The sequence below is a fragment of the Cellulomonas fimi genome, from assembly GCF_028527925.1.
Classification (GTDB): Bacteria; Actinomycetota; Actinomycetes; order Actinomycetales; family Cellulomonadaceae; genus Cellulomonas; species Cellulomonas fimi_C.
Genome location: NZ_JAPESW010000014.1, coordinates 75,971 through 93,862 on the forward strand (window position 1 = coordinate 75,971; position 17,892 = coordinate 93,862).

20 protein-coding genes and 1 tRNA gene are annotated in these 17,892 nt (G+C 74.8%); 7 read left to right on the forward strand and 14 right to left on the reverse strand.

The window, feature by feature from the left end; genetic code table 11:
* Positions 1-49: 49 nt before the first annotated feature.
* The gene (locus OMK64_RS08890; RefSeq protein ID WP_272727720.1) at positions 50-529 is read right to left on the reverse strand and encodes an Lrp/AsnC family transcriptional regulator; all 480 of its coding nucleotides are present in this window, start codon (positions 527-529) and stop codon (positions 50-52) included.
* Positions 530-737: 208 nt separating this feature from the next.
* Here OMK64_RS08890 and OMK64_RS08895 point away from each other — a divergent pair, with 208 nt between their 5' ends.
* Complete coding sequence (locus OMK64_RS08895; RefSeq protein WP_272727721.1) at positions 738-1,850, forward strand: CAP domain-containing protein; 1,113 nt, start codon at positions 738-740, stop codon at positions 1,848-1,850.
* A 161-nt stretch (positions 1,851-2,011) separates the two neighbouring features.
* Here the strand turns inward: OMK64_RS08895 and rocD are convergent, their stop codons facing one another.
* The 3 genes from rocD to OMK64_RS08910 all read right to left on the reverse strand — a co-directional run bounded on the left by rocD (position 2,012) and on the right by OMK64_RS08910 (position 4,686).
* Positions 2,012-3,232 carry an ornithine--oxo-acid transaminase gene (gene rocD, locus OMK64_RS08900; RefSeq protein WP_272727722.1) on the reverse strand — a complete coding sequence of 407 codons (1,221 nt, stop codon included), beginning with the start codon at positions 3,230-3,232 and terminating at the stop codon, positions 2,012-2,014.
* A gap of 2 nt (positions 3,233-3,234) precedes the next feature.
* Entirely contained in the window at positions 3,235-4,083 is an 849-nt protein-coding gene (gene ddaH, locus OMK64_RS08905; protein WP_272727723.1) for a dimethylargininase, read from the reverse strand.
* Positions 4,084-4,230: 147 nt separating this feature from the next.
* Positions 4,231-4,686 carry an SRPBCC family protein gene (locus OMK64_RS08910; RefSeq protein ID WP_272727724.1) on the reverse strand — a complete coding sequence of 152 codons (456 nt, stop codon included), beginning with the start codon at positions 4,684-4,686 and terminating at the stop codon, positions 4,231-4,233.
* 191 nt (positions 4,687-4,877) lie between these two features.
* On the opposite strand from OMK64_RS08910, the gene OMK64_RS08915 reads away from it, so the two are divergent.
* A complete protein-coding gene (locus OMK64_RS08915) occupies positions 4,878-5,870 on the forward strand; it encodes an aldo/keto reductase (protein WP_272727725.1) in 993 nt (330 codons plus the stop codon).
* Between the two features lie 170 nt (positions 5,871-6,040).
* Here the strand turns inward: OMK64_RS08915 and OMK64_RS08920 are convergent, their stop codons facing one another.
* From OMK64_RS08920 to OMK64_RS08930, 3 genes are all read right to left on the reverse strand, one after another.
* Positions 6,041-6,862: a hypothetical protein gene (locus OMK64_RS08920; RefSeq protein WP_272727726.1), complete on the reverse strand. Its 822-nt coding sequence runs from the start codon at positions 6,860-6,862 to the stop codon at positions 6,041-6,043.
* Positions 6,863-6,866: 4 nt separating this feature from the next.
* A complete protein-coding gene (locus tag OMK64_RS08925) occupies positions 6,867-7,424 on the reverse strand; it encodes an OsmC family protein (RefSeq protein WP_272727727.1) in 558 nt (185 codons plus the stop codon).
* Positions 7,425-7,512: 88 nt separating this feature from the next.
* Positions 7,513-7,944 (reverse strand): VOC family protein, encoded by a 432-nt coding sequence (locus OMK64_RS08930; RefSeq protein ID WP_272727728.1) that lies wholly within the window; start codon positions 7,942-7,944, stop codon positions 7,513-7,515.
* A gap of 183 nt (positions 7,945-8,127) precedes the next feature.
* On the opposite strand from OMK64_RS08930, the gene OMK64_RS08935 reads away from it, so the two are divergent.
* Positions 8,128-9,261, forward strand: coding sequence for an AI-2E family transporter (locus OMK64_RS08935; protein ID WP_272727729.1), 1,134 nt, complete (start codon positions 8,128-8,130; stop codon positions 9,259-9,261).
* Here OMK64_RS08935 and OMK64_RS08940 read toward each other — a convergent pair.
* A complete protein-coding gene (locus OMK64_RS08940) occupies positions 9,238-10,575 on the reverse strand; it encodes an MFS transporter (protein WP_272727730.1) in 1,338 nt (445 codons plus the stop codon). The two genes, OMK64_RS08935 and OMK64_RS08940, sit on opposite strands and share 24 nt — an antisense overlap.
* A 160-nt stretch (positions 10,576-10,735) precedes the next feature.
* On the opposite strand from OMK64_RS08940, the gene OMK64_RS08945 reads away from it, so the two are divergent.
* The 3 genes from OMK64_RS08945 to OMK64_RS08955 all read left to right on the forward strand — a co-directional run bounded on the left by OMK64_RS08945 (position 10,736) and on the right by OMK64_RS08955 (position 13,134).
* Positions 10,736-11,146, forward strand: coding sequence for a PPOX class F420-dependent oxidoreductase (locus OMK64_RS08945; protein WP_272727731.1), 411 nt, complete (start codon positions 10,736-10,738; stop codon positions 11,144-11,146).
* A 203-nt stretch (positions 11,147-11,349) separates the two neighbouring features.
* Positions 11,350-12,147 (forward strand): SCO4651 family lipoprotein, encoded by a 798-nt coding sequence (locus tag OMK64_RS08950; protein WP_272727732.1) that lies wholly within the window; start codon positions 11,350-11,352, stop codon positions 12,145-12,147.
* A gap of 162 nt (positions 12,148-12,309) precedes the next feature.
* A complete protein-coding gene (locus tag OMK64_RS08955) occupies positions 12,310-13,134 on the forward strand; it encodes a MerR family transcriptional regulator (protein WP_272727733.1) in 825 nt (274 codons plus the stop codon).
* Positions 13,135-13,190: 56 nt separating this feature from the next.
* Here OMK64_RS08955 and OMK64_RS08960 read toward each other — a convergent pair.
* Positions 13,191-13,266 (reverse strand) — tRNA-Lys (locus OMK64_RS08960).
* 122 nt (positions 13,267-13,388) lie between these two features.
* Positions 13,389-13,715 carry a hypothetical protein gene (locus OMK64_RS08965; protein WP_272727734.1) on the reverse strand — a complete coding sequence of 109 codons (327 nt, stop codon included), beginning with the start codon at positions 13,713-13,715 and terminating at the stop codon, positions 13,389-13,391.
* Between the two features lie 141 nt (positions 13,716-13,856).
* Between OMK64_RS08965 and OMK64_RS08970 the strand changes: the two genes are divergently transcribed.
* Positions 13,857-14,702 carry a DUF4253 domain-containing protein gene (locus OMK64_RS08970; protein ID WP_272727735.1) on the forward strand — a complete coding sequence of 282 codons (846 nt, stop codon included), beginning with the start codon at positions 13,857-13,859 and terminating at the stop codon, positions 14,700-14,702.
* Between the two features lie 36 nt (positions 14,703-14,738).
* On the opposite strand, the gene OMK64_RS08975 is transcribed toward OMK64_RS08970, so the two are convergent.
* From OMK64_RS08975 to OMK64_RS08990, 4 genes are all read right to left on the reverse strand, one after another.
* On the reverse strand, positions 14,739-15,674 hold the full coding sequence (locus OMK64_RS08975; RefSeq protein WP_272727736.1) for a hypothetical protein: 936 nt from the start codon (positions 15,672-15,674) through the stop codon (positions 14,739-14,741).
* A gap of 203 nt (positions 15,675-15,877) precedes the next feature.
* Entirely contained in the window at positions 15,878-16,936 is a 1,059-nt protein-coding gene (locus tag OMK64_RS08980; RefSeq protein ID WP_272727737.1) for a hypothetical protein, read from the reverse strand.
* Positions 16,937-17,064: 128 nt separating this feature from the next.
* Entirely contained in the window at positions 17,065-17,208 is a 144-nt protein-coding gene (locus OMK64_RS08985; protein ID WP_272727738.1) for a hypothetical protein, read from the reverse strand.
* Between the two features lie 102 nt (positions 17,209-17,310).
* Positions 17,311-17,658: a hypothetical protein gene (locus OMK64_RS08990; protein ID WP_272727739.1), complete on the reverse strand. Its 348-nt coding sequence runs from the start codon at positions 17,656-17,658 to the stop codon at positions 17,311-17,313.
* Between the last annotated feature and the right edge of the window lie 234 nt (positions 17,659-17,892).

Consider the following 17,892-nt stretch of genomic DNA (forward strand, 5'->3'; position numbering starts at 1 on the left):
GTCGGGACCGGACGAGGATCGGTGCCGGCCGGGTCCGCGCGCGACGAGGTCAGTCGTCGGCGGCGGGGTCGGCCGGGACGTCGGGGCGGCGCACGAGCGCCGACAGGACGACGGTCGACCGCGTCCGGGACACGAACGGCTCGGCCGCGAGGCGCTCGACGACGCGCTCGAGATGGCGCATGTCGCGCGCGCGGACCTGCACGACGAGGTCGACGTCGCCCGTGACCGTGCTGGCCGCGACCACCTCGGGGTACTGCTCGACGGCGTCGCGCATCGTCGCCGGGCTGGTGGACCCCTGGCAGAACAGCTCGACGAACGCCTCGGTGTGCCAGCCCATCGCCGCGGGGTCGAGGCGCACCGTGAAGCCGCGGATCACGCCCGTCGCGCGCAGGCGGTCGACGCGGCGCTTCACGGCGGGAGCGGACAACGACACCTGCTGCCCGACCTGGGCGAACGTCGCGCGCGCGTCCTGCGCGAGTACCCGCAGGATGGCGGCGTCGAGGGCGTCGGTGCCGGAGTCGTCTCGCACGGGACCATCTTCGCGGACGCGGAGGGGCTGCCGGACGTCCTGGGCGCGTGTCCGCGTTCGGGTGGCGGCAACCGGGCGCACCCGACACCCTGGCGGAGATCGAACGAAAGGGAACGGATCGCTCAAGTACGACCACGCGAGTGCCGAAGGGAAGTCGAGCCCCGCCCCCGCACACGGGTGGACGGGGTCGTCATTCGGGGGGAGACGAATGGACGTGGACTCGAAGGACAGCGCGACGCAGACCGCCGCACCGGTGGAGGGCGCCCGCACGCTCGCGCCGGCCGGGACGATCCCGACGCAGCGCAGCCGCGCCGGTGGCGCGCACCCGCACGGCGGGCGCAGCCGCCGCACCTGGTTCGTCGTCGCGGGCGGGCTGGCGCTCGTGCTCGCGGGCACCACCACGGGCGTCGCCGCGCAGCGCGCGTCGGCGCTGCGTGAGGAGCGGGTCGCCGAGGCGCGGCTGCGGATCTCCGCGGTGCTGCCCGCCGCGACGACCGACGCGGGCGTGCGCGGCGCGCTCGACGCGCAGGCCGCGACCGCGGTCTACACGGCGGCGCGCGCGGCCGTGACGACGTCGGCCCAGCAGGTCGTCGACCACGCCAACGCGACGCTCGCGGCGTCCCCGCAGGCGGGCGACGGGCCGCGCGGTGCGCTCCAGACGGCGACGGGCGCGGTCAGCACCGCGATCGCCGGACCGAACGTGAGCATCGCGGCGCTGCGTGCCGCGACCGGTGGCGTCGCCGGTCCCGAGAAGGCCGTGGCCGACGCGCAGGCCGCGTGGGTCGCCGCGGAGCAGGCGCGCATCGCCGCCGAGCAGGCCGCGGCCGCCGAGGCCGCGCGTCAGGCCGCTGCTGCACGCGCCACCACGAAGACCACCGTCAAGCCGCGCTCGACGCGCACGACGACCACGACGACGCAGTCCTCCGGCGGGACCGCCGCACCGGCGCCGACGAGCGGTGTCCCCGCGGGCGGCAAGGTGTGCGCCGGCTCGGGCGGGTCCGCGGCCGAGGCGAGCGCGGGTGCCGTCGGCGAGGCGATCAACGCGTACCGGGCGTCGGCGGGTCTCGGCGCGCTGTCGATCTCGCGCTCGGGCAGCCTGACGTCGCACGCGCTGACCATGGCCGCCACGGGCGGCATCTGGCACTCCGGCGGCGACAACATCGTCGGGTGCGTGAGCAACGGCAGCGCGTCGTCGCTCGTGTCGGCGTGGTCGCGGTCGCCCGCGCACAACGCGCAGATGCTGCGGACCGACGTGTCGAGCATGTCGGTGGGCGCCGCGACGAGCGCAGGCTGGCTCTTCGGGGCGGTCCGCTTCAGCTGACGCCCGTCGGCCACGACCGGCCGGCCGACCACCGACAGGGCCCGGACGACTCGTCGCCCGGGCCCTGTCGCGTCCGGGCGGGAGGGCGCCCGGACCGGTGGAGCGACGCCGGGCCGCGCATCCCCGTCGACGCGTGACCCGGCGCCCGCCCGACGCGCCGGTCAGGGCAGCGCGTCGCCGAGGCGGTCCAGCGCGGTGTCGAGGTCGGCGGTCGACATCGTGAGCGGCGGCGCGAGACGGATCGTGCGGCCGTGCGTGTCCTTCGCGAGCACCCCGCGCTCGAGCAGGCGCCCGCACAGCTCGCGGCCGGTCGCGGGGCCGCCCGCACGTCCGGGCGCCACGTCGAGGCCGGCCCACAGCCCCACGCGTCGGACCGCGGCGAGCCGGCCGTCGTCGACGAGCGCGTCGAGCCGCTCGCCCATGCGCGCCCCGAGCTCGCGCGCGCAGGCCTGCGGCTCACCGGTCGACAGCAGGTCGACCACCGCGAGCCCCACCGCGCACGCGAGCGGGTTGCCGCCGAACGTCGAGCCGTGCGTCCCGGCCGTGAGCACACCGAGCACGTCGTCGCGGCCGACGACCGCGGACACGGGCACGATCCCGCCGCCGAGCGCCTTGCCGAGCGTCACCAGGTCGGGACGGACGCCCCACAGCTCGCTCGCGAGCGTCGTGCCGGTGCGGCCGAGGCCGCTCTGGATCTCGTCGACCACGAGCAGCACGTCGGCCGCGGTGCACGCGGCGCGCACGGCCGGCAGGTAGTCGGCGGGCGGGACGACGACGCCCTGCTCACCCTGCACCGGCTCGAGCAGGACCGCCACGGTGTTCTCGTCGAGCGCCGCCTCCAGGGCCTCCGCGTCGCCGTACGGGACGCGCACGAAGCCCGGGGTGTACGGCCCGAATCCGTCGTGCGCGTCCGGGTCCGCCGAGAACGACACGATCGTCGTCGTGCGGCCGTGGAAGTTGCCGTCGACGACGACGATCCGCGCGCGCCCGTCGGGCACGCCCTTGACGTCGTACCCCCACTTCCGCGCCGCCTTGATCGCCGTCTCGACGGCCTCGGCGCCCGTGTTCATCGGCAGCACCATCGGTGTGCCCGTGACGAGCGGTCCCACGAGCGACGCGAGCCGGTCGGCGAACGGGTGCAGCAGGTCGTGGTCGAAGGCCCGCGACGTGAGCGTCAGCCGGTCGAGCTGCGCGTGCGCCGCAGCGACGAGCGCCGGGTGTCGGTGCCCGAAGTTGAGCGCGGAGTACGCCGACAGCAGGTCGAGGTACCGGCGACCGTCGGTGTCCGTCACCCAGGAGCCCTCGCCGGAGACGAGGGTCACGGGCAGCGGGTCGTAGTTCCGCGCGAGCGTCGACGTCCGGGCGTCCTGCAGCGCGGTCATCGTCAGTCTCCCGTCGGGGCCCCGGCCGGACGGATCTCGAGCGTGCAGCACTTCGCGCCGCCGCCGCCCTTGAGCAGCTCCGTGGTCTCGACCGGGATGGGGGTGTACCCGCGCTCGCGCAGCGCGGCGGCGAGGTCGGTCGCGGCGGGCGCGACGACGACGTTCTGCCCGTCGGAGACCGCGTTGAGGCCGAGCGCGACCGCGTCCTGCTCGGTCGCGATCACGGCGTCGGGGAACAGCTGCTGGAGCACCGACCGTGAGCCCGCGGAGAACGCCGGCGGGTAGTAGGCGATCTGCGGGTCCTGCGGGTCGCTCGACAGGACCGCCAGCGCGGTGTCGAGGTGGTAGTAGTGCGGGTCGACGAGCTCGAGCGACACGACCGGCCGGCCGAACAGCTCCTGCGCCTCGGCGTGCGCGGCCCGGTCGGTGCGGAAGCCGGTGCCCGCCAGGACCATGTTCCCGACGACGAGCAGGTCGCCCTCCCCCTCGTTGACCTGGGCGGCGGTGTGCGTGACGAAGCCGCGGTCGGCGAACCACTTCTGGTAGGCCGGGCCCTCGGGACCGCGCTCGGGGTAGCGGAACCTCGCCGAGTACACGACGCCGTCGACGACCGTCGCGCCGTTCGCCGCGTAGACCATGTCCGGCAGGCCGTCGACCGGCTCGATCGTGTCGACCCGGTGCCCGAGGTCGAGGTAGGTGTCGCGCAGCGTGCGCCACTGCCGGACGGCCAGGTCGACGTCGGTGTACCGCGTCTTGTCCATCCAGGGGTTGATCTCGTACGACACCGTGTAGAAGCGCGGCTCGCACATCAGGTAGTGGCGGCGCGTGGCACCGGGGGCGGTCGTCGTCATCGTGCTCCTCGTGGGGACGGCGGGAACGGACGGCAGTCACGACGAGCCTAGGGGGAGCGGTGCGCGCACCTCGTCACCGCGGATTGCGCGTCGGGAGCGGATCCGTTGCGTGATGAGCGGCTCGTGCGGTGATCTGTTGCGTGGACGTCAGCCGCCCCGGACTGCCTCCCGAGCCGCCTCGTGAGCGGCCATCCGCAGCGCGCGCCGCACCATGAGCTCCAGGAGCGGAGCCCCGACCGCACGCGTGAGTCCTGCGGGCAGCGGTCCCGCCAGGTGCACGGACTCCGTCCACGTCACGCGCGCCGCGTCCGGCCCCGCCGCCGCGACCTCGATGCGCGCCGTCCCGCGCAGCACGCGCCCGACCTTGGTGAACTCCGCGACGCCGGGTTCGTCGTCGTGCGGCGGGTCGAAGCGGTCGATGCGCATGCGGTCGACGAGGCCACCGCCGCCCCGCTGCGCGCGCGGGCCGCTCACGGCCACCACGTACCCGTCGGCGACGTCCACGCGCGTGAGCGGGATCCACCGTGCGTGGTTCCGCGCGTCCGCGACCAGGTCCCACGCGCGCGCCGCCGGCAGCGGCAGGACCCGCGTCGTCGTCGTCATCCCGGCTCCTTCCCGCCGACCGCCACGGCCGAGGGCGGTCCTGTCGGCACCATCCTGCGGTCGGCCGGCCCGGACGGCGCGGTGGGTGCGGCGGGACGTCCGGCGCGTCGACGTCGCCACGGCAGGGTCGAGAGCCGGCCGGCGGCGGACCGCGCGCGAGGTCGCGCGTGCGCCGGGGTAGCGTCGGGCGCATGGAGAAGCGGGTACTGGGACGCACGGGCAGGGACGTCGGGGTCGTCGGCCTCGGCTGCTGGCAGCTGGGAGGGGACTGGGGCGACGTCGGCGACGACACCGCGCTGCAGATCCTCGACGCGGCCGTCGACGCGGGGGTGACCTTCCTCGACACGGCGGACGTCTACGGCGACGGGCGCTCGGAGCGGCTCGTCGGCCGGTTCCTCGCCTCGCGCGGCGGCGCCGAGTCCGGGCTCACCGTGGCGACCAAGATGGGTCGCCGGGCCGACCCGCACGTCGCCGACGCCTACACGCTCGACGCGTTCCGCGGCTGGACCGACCGCTCGCGCAGCAACCTCGGCGTCGACACCCTCGACCTCGTCCAGCTGCACTGCCCGCCCACCGCGGTGCTGTCCCGCGGGTCGACCTACGACGCGCTCGACACGCTCGTCGACGAGGGCCGCGTCGCCGCGTACGGCGTGTCCGTCGAGACCGTCGACGAGGCGCTCACCGCGATCGCGCGGCCGAACGTCGCGTCGATCCAGATCATCCTCAACATCTTCCGGCGCAAGCCGCTCGACGAGGTGCTGCCCGCCGCCGCGGAGGCCGGCGTCGGCATCATCGCGCGCGTGCCCCTCGCGTCCGGCCTGCTGTCCGGCAAGTACGACGAGCACACGACGTTCGCCGCCGACGACCACCGGAGCTACAACCGGCACGGCGAGGCGTTCGACGTCGGCGAGACGTTCTCGGGCGTGCCCTACGACGTCGGCGTCGCCGCCGCGCGCGAGGTCGCCGCGCTCACGCCCGAGGGGGCCACGACCGCGCAGCTCGCGCTGCGCTGGATCGTCGAGCAGCCCGGTGTGTCCGTCGTCATCCCTGGCGCCCGCACGCCTGAGCAGGCACGCGCCAACGCGGCCGCGGCCGACCTGGCCCCGCTCGGCGAGGACACGTCCGAGCGCCTGCGCTCCGTCTACGACGAGCGCGTCCGGGAGCACGTGCACGACCGCTGGTGACGTGCCGGTCGGTCGCGGCGGCCGACGCGTCTCGACGCGTGACGCTGCGACCGGCCCGGCGCCGCGGGCAGGTCCGACTCCTCGGGACCGCCCGCACGAGGGGGCACCGGTCGGGGCCCGTGACGCGCGCGGTGCTCGCCGGCTCGTGGGCGCGCGCGCCGCCGTGAGGCTCAGGACTCGTCGGGTGCCGGGCTCTGCTCGGGGACCTTCGGCGTGCGGCGGCCGGTCAGCGCGCGCAGACGCCGCCCTCGCTGCTCGGGGACGGCGGTCAGCGTCGGGACGACCGGTGCGCCGTCCTTGCGGTCGGCGACGATGAGCTTCGGCACCTCGCCCGCGGCGACCACGATGGTCTCCGGGAACTGCGCCGGCGGCGGACCGAACGCGGCACGCGCGCCCTGGATGACCGTCCGGCCGAGCGCACGCGCACCGGTCACGCCGACGACGGCGCCGATGCCGTAGGGCACGAGCCGTCCGAGCGCGAGGCCCGTGTGGCGCGTGAGCTGCGTGCGCACCATCTTGCGGGTCAGCGTGGAGTTGACCTTCCGCACCGTCGCCATCGGCATGCGCGTGAGCAGCACACGGGCCGCGTTCGCCGACGAGAACTCCGCCGCGTCACCGACGGCCTTCGCGCCGGACTCGCCGAGGATCGTCGTGAGCAGCAGGGCGCGTCGCCGCTCGACGTCCTCGACGTCGATCCCGTGCACGCTCGCCACGGCGAGCGCGAACGCCGCCGACGCCCCGAAGAACGTCGCGACGTCGCTCGCGGTCAGGGTGAGCGCGACGCCCGTCCCGACCGCAGGCGCGGCGGCGGCCGCGCCGACCGCACCACCGGCCGCCGCGACGACGACGAGGTACTCCTTCTCGAGGAGCCGGACGAGCTCCTCGGGCGTCGCCTCGGGGTTGCGGCGGCGCAGCTGGTCGACGTGCGCGTGGATCGTGGACGACGGGATCGTCACCGCCTTCGCGAGGGCGGCCTCGACGAGACGCGGCATGCGCTCAGCGCTCCCCGGTCACCGTCAGGGTCACCGCGGCCCCGTGCTCCAGGGTGCGGCCGACGGTGCAGTGCTGGTCGACCGCGCGGTGCACGACCGTGAGCAGACGCTCACGCGCGGCCGGGTCGAGGCTCGACAGGTCCACGACGAGCTCCTCCGCGAGCGCCGGGTAGCGGTCCTCGGCGTCGTCCGCCATGCCGCTGACCTTGATCGTGACCGCGACGTCGTCGCCGAGCCGGTGCGCGAGCGCGGCGTCCGACGACAGCCCGCTGCACGCGGCCAGCGCGATCTTCAGCAGCTCGCCGGGCGTGAACCGGCCCTCGTCGCCCACCGAGCCGATGAGCACCTCGGCACCGCGGGACGAGCGTCCCGTGTACTGGCGCTTGCCCGTGCGCTCGACCCACAGCTCGGTGTCGCCGGCGTTCCGGGTGACGTCGGGCGTCGTCGGGACCGCGGGGACGGGCGCGGGCGTGGCCTCCGGGGCGGGCGTCGCGGCCTCGGCCGCAGGTGCGTCCGGTGCGGTCGGGAGCGGCTGCTGAGCCACCGTCTGGTCCGTCGTCATGCGCTCGATCCTGCCACGCACGCGTCCGCGCGACCGCTCGGCGGGTGTTCGCCGTGCGAGGACGCGGCGTGCGTGTGCGGTGCGGGCGTCAGGAGCCGTCGACGACCACGTCGAGGTAGTGCTGGTTGTACATGAGCCCGACGACGTTGCCGAACGGGTCGACCACGGCGGCGGTCACGAACCCGGGCCCGTACTCGGTGAGCGGCTGGAGCGGCGTCGCCCCTGCGGCGAGGAACTCGTCGAGCGTCTTCTCGACGTCGTCGACCGCCCAGTACGCGACGATCCCGCCCGGCTCGCCCGTGCGCAGCCCCGGCAGCGCGTAGCGGCGGTCGATGATGCCGAGCTCGGTGCCGTGGTCGCCCAGCCGGAACTCGAGGTAGCCCGGCGCCTCGGGCGGCTCGGGTCGCGCGCAGTACGGCTCGACGCCCAGGAGCGCGGTGTACCAGGCGCCCGCGGCGGCGACGTCGTCGGCCCACAGCGAGAGCGTCGCGATCCCGCGGAGCGTGACCGGTGCGGCCATGACCGTTCCTTCCGTCGTCGGGTGGTTCGTCCACGGTAGCGACGAGGTCCGATACCGCCGGCGGGTCACAACGCCGGCTCCCGCGCCCCGCCGTCGGGCCTGCGGCGTGTGGCTGGACGCCGCCTGGGCCACGCGCCAGGGTGAGCCCAGCCGGTGGTGGTCGTCGTGGCGACGGAGGTCCGGGTGGACGGCAGGTCGGATGGGGGCGCGGCGGGCCCCACGGGCGCCCCGGGCGCCGGCCACGCGCGGCGCACGCTCGTCGTGCTCGCCGCGGTGGTGGTCGTGCTCGCCGGGATCTGGGCCGCGCGCGACCTGCTGGGCCCGCTCGCGCTCGGGGCGGTGATCGTCGTGATCGTCCACCCGCTGCGGTTCCCGCTCGAGCGGCGCGGCTGGCCCTCGTGGGCCGCGACGACCGTCGTGGTGGTCGTCGGGTGGCTCGTCATCCTCACGATCGCCGGGCTGATCGCGTTCGCCGTCGCGCGGTTCGCCGTCATGGTCGGCGACTACACCGACGAGCTCGGCTCGGTGGTCGACGACGCGTCGCAGCGGCTCGCCGGCCTCGGCCTGGAGGGGACCGCCGCGGACGCCGCGTCGGCCGCGCTCGACCCGGCACGGCTGGTCGGCATGGTGACGTCGCTCGGGTCGTCGGCGGTGTCGGTGCTCGGCGCGCTGTTCGTCGTCTTCGCGTACGTGCTGTTCATGGCGGCGGACGGTGCCCGGTACGCGAGCGCGTCCCGGCTGTTCGGGGACGAGCGCGGGCCGGCGCTGACGCGGGTCGCGCGGTTCACGTCGGGCGTGCGGCGGTACTACGTCGTCAACGCGACGTTCGGGGCGGTCGTCGCGGTGCTCGACGGGATCGCGCTCGCGATGCTCGGCATCCCCGCGCCGGTCGTGTGGGCGATCCTCGCGTTCGTCACCAACTTCGTGCCGAACGTGGGGTTCGTGCTCGGGCTGATCCCGCCCGCGGTGCTCGCGCTCGTCGTGGGCGGCTGGCCGCTCATGCTCGCCGTGATCGCCGTCTACTGCGTGGTCAACGTCGTGCTGCAGGTCCTGGTGCAGCCCAAGTTCGTGTGCGACGCCGTCGACCTGTCGCTCACGCTGAGCTTCGTCTCCGTGGCGTTCTGGTCCTTCGTCATCGGGCCGATCGGCGCGGTGCTGTGCATCCCGCTCACGCTGCTGGTGCGCGCGCTGGTCCTCGAGCCCGACCCGTCGACGCGCTGGCTGCGGTGGTTGTCGGGCGACCGGTCGGTGGTGCGGGAGCCGACGCCGGGAGCGGCGCCGGGACCGGCGCCGTCAGCGGCCGCGGACCCGGCGTAGCGCCTCGCGGAGCGGCGGGACGACGACCCCCGCCTCGGCCATGACGGCCCGCGTGCGACGACGGCTCGACAGCACGCCCACGACGCCGACCACCCACGGCACGAGCAGCACGGTGAACGCGATGCGGTACGCGTCGAGCGAGTAGGTGCCCGCGGCGTTCGGCTCGACGAGCTGCAGCACGACGCCGACGCCCAGCAGACCCGCGATCGTCGACGTGAAGCCGCCCGTGTTGACGAAGCCGCTCGCGGTCCCGAGCGACGCCGCCGGGGAGAACGTGCGCGCGAAGTCCATGCCGACGAGCGACACGGGTCCGCCCGCGCCGACGAGGACGACGAACACGACGAGCTGCCACATGGGCCGGGGCGTCGACGGGACCAGGAGCCACACCCACGCGACGAGCGTGACCGCGCAGCTCGCGAGCACGGACCACGAACGCCGCAGCGGGTGCCGGGCCGTGAACCGCCCGACGACCGGGCCGGTGACCATCGCGGTCAGCGTGAGCGCGGTGAGCAGCACGCTCGCCTCCGCGGCCGTCCGCCCCTGGGCCGTGACGAAGAACGGGACTCCCCACAGCAGCGCCACGACGTTCGCGCTGAACGGGGTCGCGAAGTGGCTCCAGAAGCCGAGACGCGTCCCGGGTGGCTGGAGCGCCGCGCGCAGGGCGGGGGCCAGGCGCTCGTGGGTGAGCGGGTCGAGGGGCTGCGCGCTGCGGATGCCGCCGAACGCGACGCCGGCGGCGACGACGCCGACCACGGCCAGGGTGCCGAACGTCGTCGTCCAGCCGTGGTGGTGCAGCAGCCACGCGACGGGGATCGCCGACGCCAGGTTGCCCGACTGCCCGATGAGGCCGGTGACCTGCACCATCACGGGTGCCTTGCGCGGCGGGAACCACTCGGCGATCAGCCGCACCGCGCTGATGAAGATGCCCGCGTCGCCCGCACCCAGCAGCACGCGCGCCAGCAGCGCGAGGGGCACGGTGTCCGCGACCGCGAGCAGCAGCTGCCCCGCCGCCATGACGAGCGAGCCGGCGGTGATGACCGCGCGCGGCCCGAACCGGTCGAGCAGCCGTCCCGCCGGGATCTGCATGAGCGTGTAGAGCAGCAGCTGCGCGACGACGAACGACGACAGCGCCGTGGCCGACAGCGCGAACCGGTCGACCGCCTCCACACCGGCCACGCCCATCGCGGTGCGGTGCACGATCGCGACGAAGTACGCGACGACGGCGGCCGCGTACACGGCGTACGCGCGTCGGCTGCGCGAGACGGAGGAGGGTGCGTCGGAAGGTGCCGGGGCGGGCGCGGGCACGCGAGTCACGCAGGGGAACCTCTCGGGGACCCGGCCCGCGACGAGCACGCGGTGCGACCGGGGACGCCACCAGCCTACGTCCGCGGGGCGGGACGTCGGGCCGCCGAGCGTGCTCTCCTGCGACGACGCGGAGACACTGTGGCCGACACCACGACGAGAGGACCATCCCGTGCCCAAGCCCCCGCTGCCCGCCGACGTCGCCGCGCTGCTCGCCAAGCCCAACCCCGCGGTGATGGGCACCATCCACCCCGACGGGCACCCGGTGACCGTCGCGACCTGGTACCTCGTCGAGGACGACGGGCGGATCCTGCTCAACCTCGACGCGTCCCGCGCGCGCCTCAAGCACCTGCGCGCCCACCCGCAGGTCTCGCTCACCGCGATCGACGAGGCGAACTGGTACACGCACGTGAGCGTGCAGGGCCGGGTCGTGGAGATCCGCGACGACACCGACCTCGTCGACATCGACCGCCTGTCCGTCCACTACGGCGGCAACCCCTACCCGGTCCGCGACCGCGCCCGCGTCAGCGTGCTCGTCGAGATCGACCACTGGCACGGCTGGGGCGCGGCGAAGCAGGACTGACCCCGCCCGCCGCACGGCTCGGCCGGGGGGCGCGTGGGCTCGGCCGATCGGGCGGCGCTCCGGGCGTCGGCCCAGGTCGCCGCGGAAAGCAGACGCGGGCGGGGGCGTCGGCCTGACAGGATGTCCGCGCCGCGCGTCTGCCGCCCGCCCGGCGCGCCCCGGGCGACCGCCCACCCGCGCGGCATGTCGTCTGGAGCACCCCCGTGCAGTCCCGCAGCATCCTCGCCCTGCCCGTCTCGGTCGTCCTCGCCGCCACTCTCGCCGCGTGCGGCGGCGGCAGCGCCACCGCCGACGAGTCGCCCGCGCCCGTCCCGACGAAGACCGCGTCCGCGACGCCGACGCCGACCGTCGAGGTGCTGTCGGCGACCAACCTCGTGTCCCGCCTCGACGGCGCGCTCAAGGCGCAGACGTCGTACGACATGACGCTCGACATGACCGGCGCCGCCACGTTCCAGGGGACCGCGAGCATGCAGGTCGTCGACGGCGCGCAGAACATGGCGATGCGCATGTCGATGCCCGAGGTCGGCGACATGGAGGTCCGGTTCGTCGGCGGCATGGCGTACCTGAAGATCGCGATGCTCGGCGAGCAGTTCTTCCAGATCGACCCGAACGACGCGTCGAACCCGCTCGCGGCCGACTTCGGCGGCATGACCGAGCAGTTCGACACCGGCCTGTCCGGCATGGAGGAGGCGATCACGAGCGTCGAGCCCGCCGGCCCTGAGGAGACGATCGACGGCGTCACCGTGCAGCCGTACACCGTCGTCGTCGACACCACGAAGATGACCGGCGAGGCCGCCGCCAAGCTGGCCGAGGCGGAGTCGGTCGCCGAGCTGCCCGCGACCCTCACCTACACCTACTGGGTCGGCGCCGACGACCTCGTGCGCAAGGTGTCGTACGAGCTGGTCGGCATGACGACGACGATGACGTTCACCAACTTCGGTGCGGGCACGCCCGTCACCGCACCGGCGCCCGAGCAGATCACCACGGAGATGCCCTTCTGACGGACCTCCGCCTGGCATCGTGGGCCGCGTGACCTCCCCGGTCACGCGGCCCACGGCCGTTCTCGGGGCCGTTCCTGGTCGCGTCCGCGACGGGCTGCCGCGTCCCTGTCGAGCATGGTGCTTGACCCTCACGCCGTGTCAGGCTCCAGCGTGGTCGACGCCATGTACACCATCGGAGAGTTCGCCGGCATCGGTCGGGTCAGCGTGCGCATGCTGCGGCACTACGACGCGATCGGCCTGCTGCGGCCCGCCCACGTCGACGACCGCACGGGCTACCGCCGCTACGCGCCCGCGCAGGTCCCGCACCTGCTGCGCCTCGTCGAGCTCCGCGACCTCGGCGTCGGCCTCGACCGCATCGCGACGGTCCTGTCCGCCGACGACGAGCACGCGGCGTTCGCCGAGGTGCTGCGCGAGCGGCTGCGGGAGATCGAGTCGGAGCTCGCGGCCGAGGCCGCCCGCGCCGACCGGATCCGGCGCAAGCTCTCCCAGCTCGAAGGAGATGCCCAGATGTCCGTCGCAGTCGACTACCGCAGCCTGCCGTCCGTCACCGTCTACGCGCTCGCGGGTGTCGCGCCGGGGATGGGTCCCGAGCACGTCAGCCCCGTCGTCGGACCGCTCATCGAGCGGCTCGACACCGCTCTCGAGGCCGCCGGCCGGGCCATCCTCGAACCGTCGACCTTCTGGTACGAGCCGCACGACGACGACACCCTCGGCGTCACCGTCTCCTACCCGGCCGGCCCCGACCCGCAGCCCGGCGACGGGTACCACGTCGTCGACCTGCCCTCCGTGCCGCTCGCGGCGATCGCGCTCCACCACGGCGACATGAGCGGCATCGGCGAGTCGTGGATGGCGCTGTTCGAGCAGCTCACCGCCGACGGCTACCGCGTCGCCGGCCCGACCCGCGAGGTGTACCTCGAGGCGGAGGGGCACGAGCCCGGTCCGGACTGGGTCACCGAGCTCCAGGCCCCCGTCGAGCGCGTGGCCTGACCGCCGTGCCGGCGCGCGCCGCTCGGTCGGTCGCTGGGCGGCGCGCGTCTGGACGCTGGTGGGCCCCGTGGGGATCGAACCCACAACCCGCGGATTAAAAGTCCGCTGCTCTGCCAGTTGAGCTAGAGGCCCGGTGGACGGCGACGGCCCGTGCCGCCGGACAGGTCCGGTGGCGGGCGTCGACCGCCGTCCCTCCGACGGTGAAGGTATCGCGTCCCGTGGCGGGCTCGTGCGCTCGGGGGCCGGACCGGGCTCTACGCGTCGGTGAAGTTGCAGGTGATGACGAAGCGGATGGGCTTGTCGAACGTGTAGGTGCGGTCACCCTCGTTCGCGTCGCCCAGCTCGCTGACGAAGTACGTCGTGCCGGTCTTGATGACGACGAACGCGACCGGGGACGGCTTGGTGTACGTCCGCACGCCGTGACCGACCGTCGCCTTGGTGCAGTCGTAGACGCCCTCGTACTCCCATGTCGCCGGGTCGTCGCGCGGGTCGCGCGGGCAGGCAACGCCGGGTGCGGCGGACGCGAAGAGCGCGGCGCCGGCGAGCGCGGCGGCGGTGAGTGTCAGACGTGCACGAGCCATGGAGTGCCCCCTCGACGACGGGCACCGCGCGGGTCGCGGTGTCCGGTTTGTCACGGTAGGGGCGACGGTCGCTGCTCCAGAAGGGGCATCCCCGCGATTCACCCGCCGCGGGTTGTCGGTGCCGCGTGGTGCGATGACGCCGTGGCCTGGTGGAGGAAGCGTCGCAGCACCCCTGACCCGACCCGTCCCGGGTCCGCGGACGGTGGGGAGGTCCCCGAGCAGCCGCTCGAACGCGTCGCGGTCCTCGGGGAGACGCCGCCCACCGAGGTCATCGGGACGACCAGCACCGGCGACGTGCTGGCGTTCCGCGCGCCCGCCGGCGACCTGGTGGCCTGGTGGCAGCAGCTGCGGGCGGAGCATCCGCGCACGGGTCTGTGGCCGGTGCTGCTCGGACCGGAGGTCGGCGACCTGTGCGCCGCGCTGCCCGGTGGTGCCCGCGACGACTACGACCCCGCCGCCGAGCTGGCGCGCGCGGAGCGCATGACCATCGACGACCTGCGGGCGCTGCGGGTGCGGCGCACGGAGCGCTACGGCGACCTGGGCGGTGACGACTCCTTCGGCGACGACGAGGACGACGACGACGCGCTCGCCATGGTGGAACCTCCCAGGCTGGCGAACCATCCCGCGACGTTCACGGTCGCGAAGGCCGACGGTCTCGTGGCGCTCGTCCCGGCGGCGCACGGCTGGCAGGTGCCCGTCCTGCTCGGGTGGGACGGCGGGGTGAACTACGACATGGAGCCCGTGGACCACGCCGTCGTGCTGCGCGACTGGCAGGAGCGGTTCGGTGCCGAGCTCGTGACGCTCGACGGCGAGCAGGTGCTGGAGCTGTGGGTGGACCGTCCGCCTGCGAGCACGGCGGAGGCCCTCGCGGTGGCGCGCGAGCAGTACGAGTACTGCTACGACGTGGTCCACCAGGGCGTCGGCTCGCTGACCGATCTCGCGGGCGACCAGGTCGGGTCGCGGTCCTGGTACTTCTGGTGGGACTGAGCCTTCCCGACGCCGCGAGGACGACGCGCGTCGTGGTCAGGGGCAGGGCGTCCAGAGGTGCGGGTGGGCGCCGACGCGGACGAGCGCCTCGTGACCGTCGTTGATCGCCTGGGGCACGGTGGGTAGGGGCGTCCCGCTCGGGTCGACCATGAGCCTGAATCCCGTCCCCGGCTCGTAGAGGAACGGGCGCAGCGGCGGTGAGGCCTGTTCGTCGCGGACGGCTCCGACGGTCGTCCCGTCCGCGTCCGCGTCGGTCACCTGGAGGTCGACCGATGACCCGTTCGGGGTGGGTGCCGGGACGACGTCGTACCCGCCGGCGGCGGTCCAGGTGACGAGGGCGTCGCCCCGACCGTCGGCCCGCAGACGGTAGCCGATCACCCGCCCGTCGTCGGCGATCGCGACCGGGACCATCTGCGTGCCGTCGCCGAGCGGTGGCAGCGCGGTGGCCGCGCCGGTCGGCGACCAGAGCAGCACCTGCCGCCGGAACGACCCGGTCGCGTCGGTCCCGGCCCCCCAGCCGAGGACCCAGCCGGACGCGTTGACCGCCACGGCCTCGGTCGAGCTCCACGCGCCCGGTGGCGGGGCGAGCACGCGCCGCTGGTCGGTCCAGACGAACGCCTCGGTGCGTCCGGGGGAGGCGACGGGGTCGCTCGCACCGACGACGGTGTTGGCGTCGTTGACCGCGCGGACGCTGTCGTAGCGGCTCGGCGACCGGTCGACGGGTACGAGCGGCAGCGGCCCGTCCACGCGCACCGCCTTCGCGATCTCGTACCGCGGGCCCTGGACCGCGGCGGTGCCCGCGACGCGGCCGCCGGGCGACACCGCGGTGAGCTCGGAGCGCAGCCCGCCCTCGATGCCGCCGTACCACCGCGTCTCGTTCGTGGTCGCGTCCCACGACATCGTCCGGAGGCGGGTGTCGTAGCCGACGACGAACCCGTCGTCGCCCAGGTCGAGCGCGAACGGGACGGGCACCCGCGTCAGCGAGCCGCAGACGGTCCCCGCCCAGACCGTCGTCGGCGCCGCGTCCGCGCGGGCCGGCGCGGCCGGCGTGCCGGCGACCGCCAGGCCACCGGCGACGGCGAGCGCAAGAAGCGCGACGGCAGCGGGTGGCCGACGTCCGCGTGGTCCGGGACGGTGTCGTCGGGGACGGGCGACGCGTCGACCGGCGCGCGCCGTCATGCGCCCGCGCACGTCGGGGTCCACAGCGTGGGCCGCTGGTCGGTCATGATGATGACCTGGCCGGCCTCGCTCATTCGATAGGGGACGCCGCGCAGCAGGGTCCCGTCGGCAGTCGCCAGACGTCGGAAGCCGGTGTCCGGGCGGTAGAGGAACGGCAGCGCCGAGCCCGACGTCGGGTCGATGATCGTGCCGACCGCGCCGCCGCGGTCGTCGGCCGAGATGACCTGGAGGTCGCCGCCGGGCGAGGGCACGGACGTGTATCCCGCGGTCGGCGACCACGTGACGAGCGCGTCGTTCTCCCAGTCGGGGCTGAGGCGGTGGCCAGTCACCCCGCCCTGCTCGTCGATGTGCTCGGCGACGAACATCGCGTCGTCGGGCAGCGGCGGGAGCTCGAGCACGGTGCGGTCGGGGCGCCACACGAGCACCCGGTGGTGGTACACGCCCTGCGTGTCGAGGTGGTAGCCCTCACCCAGCACCCAGCCGGCCTCGTTGACCGACCGGGCGTGCACGAAGCGGTAGGACGCGTCGGGCGTCGGCAGCACGTACCGGCGGTCGGTCCACACGAACGGCTCGGTCGCGCCCTGGCCGCCGAGGACCTCGCTCGTGCCGACGACGACGTTGGCGTCGTTGACGTCGTGCACCTGGTCGGCGGTCCGCAGCGAGCGGTCCACCGGCCGCAGGGGCAGCGGGCCCTCGACGCGCACGGCCTTCGGCGGGTTCGTCGTCGGGCCGTCGACCTCGGCCACGCCCGCGACGCGTCCGGCGCCGCTGACCGCGCTGATCTCGGAGAACAGGCCGCCGTCGATGCCGCCGTACCAGCGGTACGTCCCGGTCCGGGAGTCCCACGACGCCGCCCGGGTCCGCTGGTCGTACCCCACGACGACGCCCGCGTCGTCCACGTCGCGTGCGACGGTCAACGGGATCGCGGTGCGCGTGCCGCACACGGATCCCTGCCAGCCCGTCGGGGGCGGGTCCGCCGCGGCGGCCGGTGGGACGGCCACGGCGGTGCCGAGCGCGGCGGTCAGGATCGAGCTCAGGACGAGGTGTCGTCGCACGGAAGTGCCCCCTGTGTGCGGGTCGCCGCCGCAGCGGTCGACCGGTGGTGCGGAGACGGGGCGTGCCCCGTCGCACCCTCATGCTGCGGGAGGCGTCGCCGAGCCGCGAATCAGCGCACGGCCGCTGCTCACTCGTAGGGCGTCAGCACGGCGACGCCGCCCGAGTCGAGACCGGTCGTGAGGCAACCGCGCACGCGCTGCATGTCGTCGGAGGTCGCCTCCGGGCGCAGGGCGAACGTCGTGCGTGGGAAGGGCGTGTCGACCGACACCACGGTGGGCGGGTCGACGGCGACGTCCTGCGCGCACGCGTCCGCCGCCCCGGAGGGTTCCGGCAGCCCGACGTCGAAGGCGTACCGGGAGCCCTCGGCGACGTGCTAAACCGCGAGCGGCGTCACCGGGCGGCTCGGCTCGCGGGGGTCGCTCGGGTCGCCGCGTGCGGTGTCCCAGTACGTCGTCGAGACGAGGACGGTGACGACGTCGCCGGCCCCCGTCGCCTCGACGTCCGCGGCCGTCACGTCCTCGAGGTCGCCCTCGGTGGAGACGTCGGCGGAACCGCGCGGGATGCGCGGCGCCGTCCACGTGCCGGACCGGAACGGCGTGACCTCCACCTGGACCTCCATCCCGTCGGCGTGACCGCCGCCGCGCAGGACCGAGCCGTCGCGCACGCTGGGGTACGACAGGACGAGGTCGGTCGCGGTCGCGGAGGTGTAGTCCATGTCCATGGACCGCATCTCGTCGTCGATCGCGCCGGCGACCTCCTCGCGGGTGCCTGCGCCCGAACGACGAGCGTGACCATCCAGCCCAGGACGCAGAGGTACCCGGTCGGCTGCGAGAACAGGGGCCCGTCGGAGCGCGTGCCGCACCCGTCGGCGCGTCCCTCTGCCAGGACGGTGACGCGGTCGGAGAACTCGATCAGGCTCGCGGCCTTCTCGACCGCCTCGACGGCCGCGGCGCGC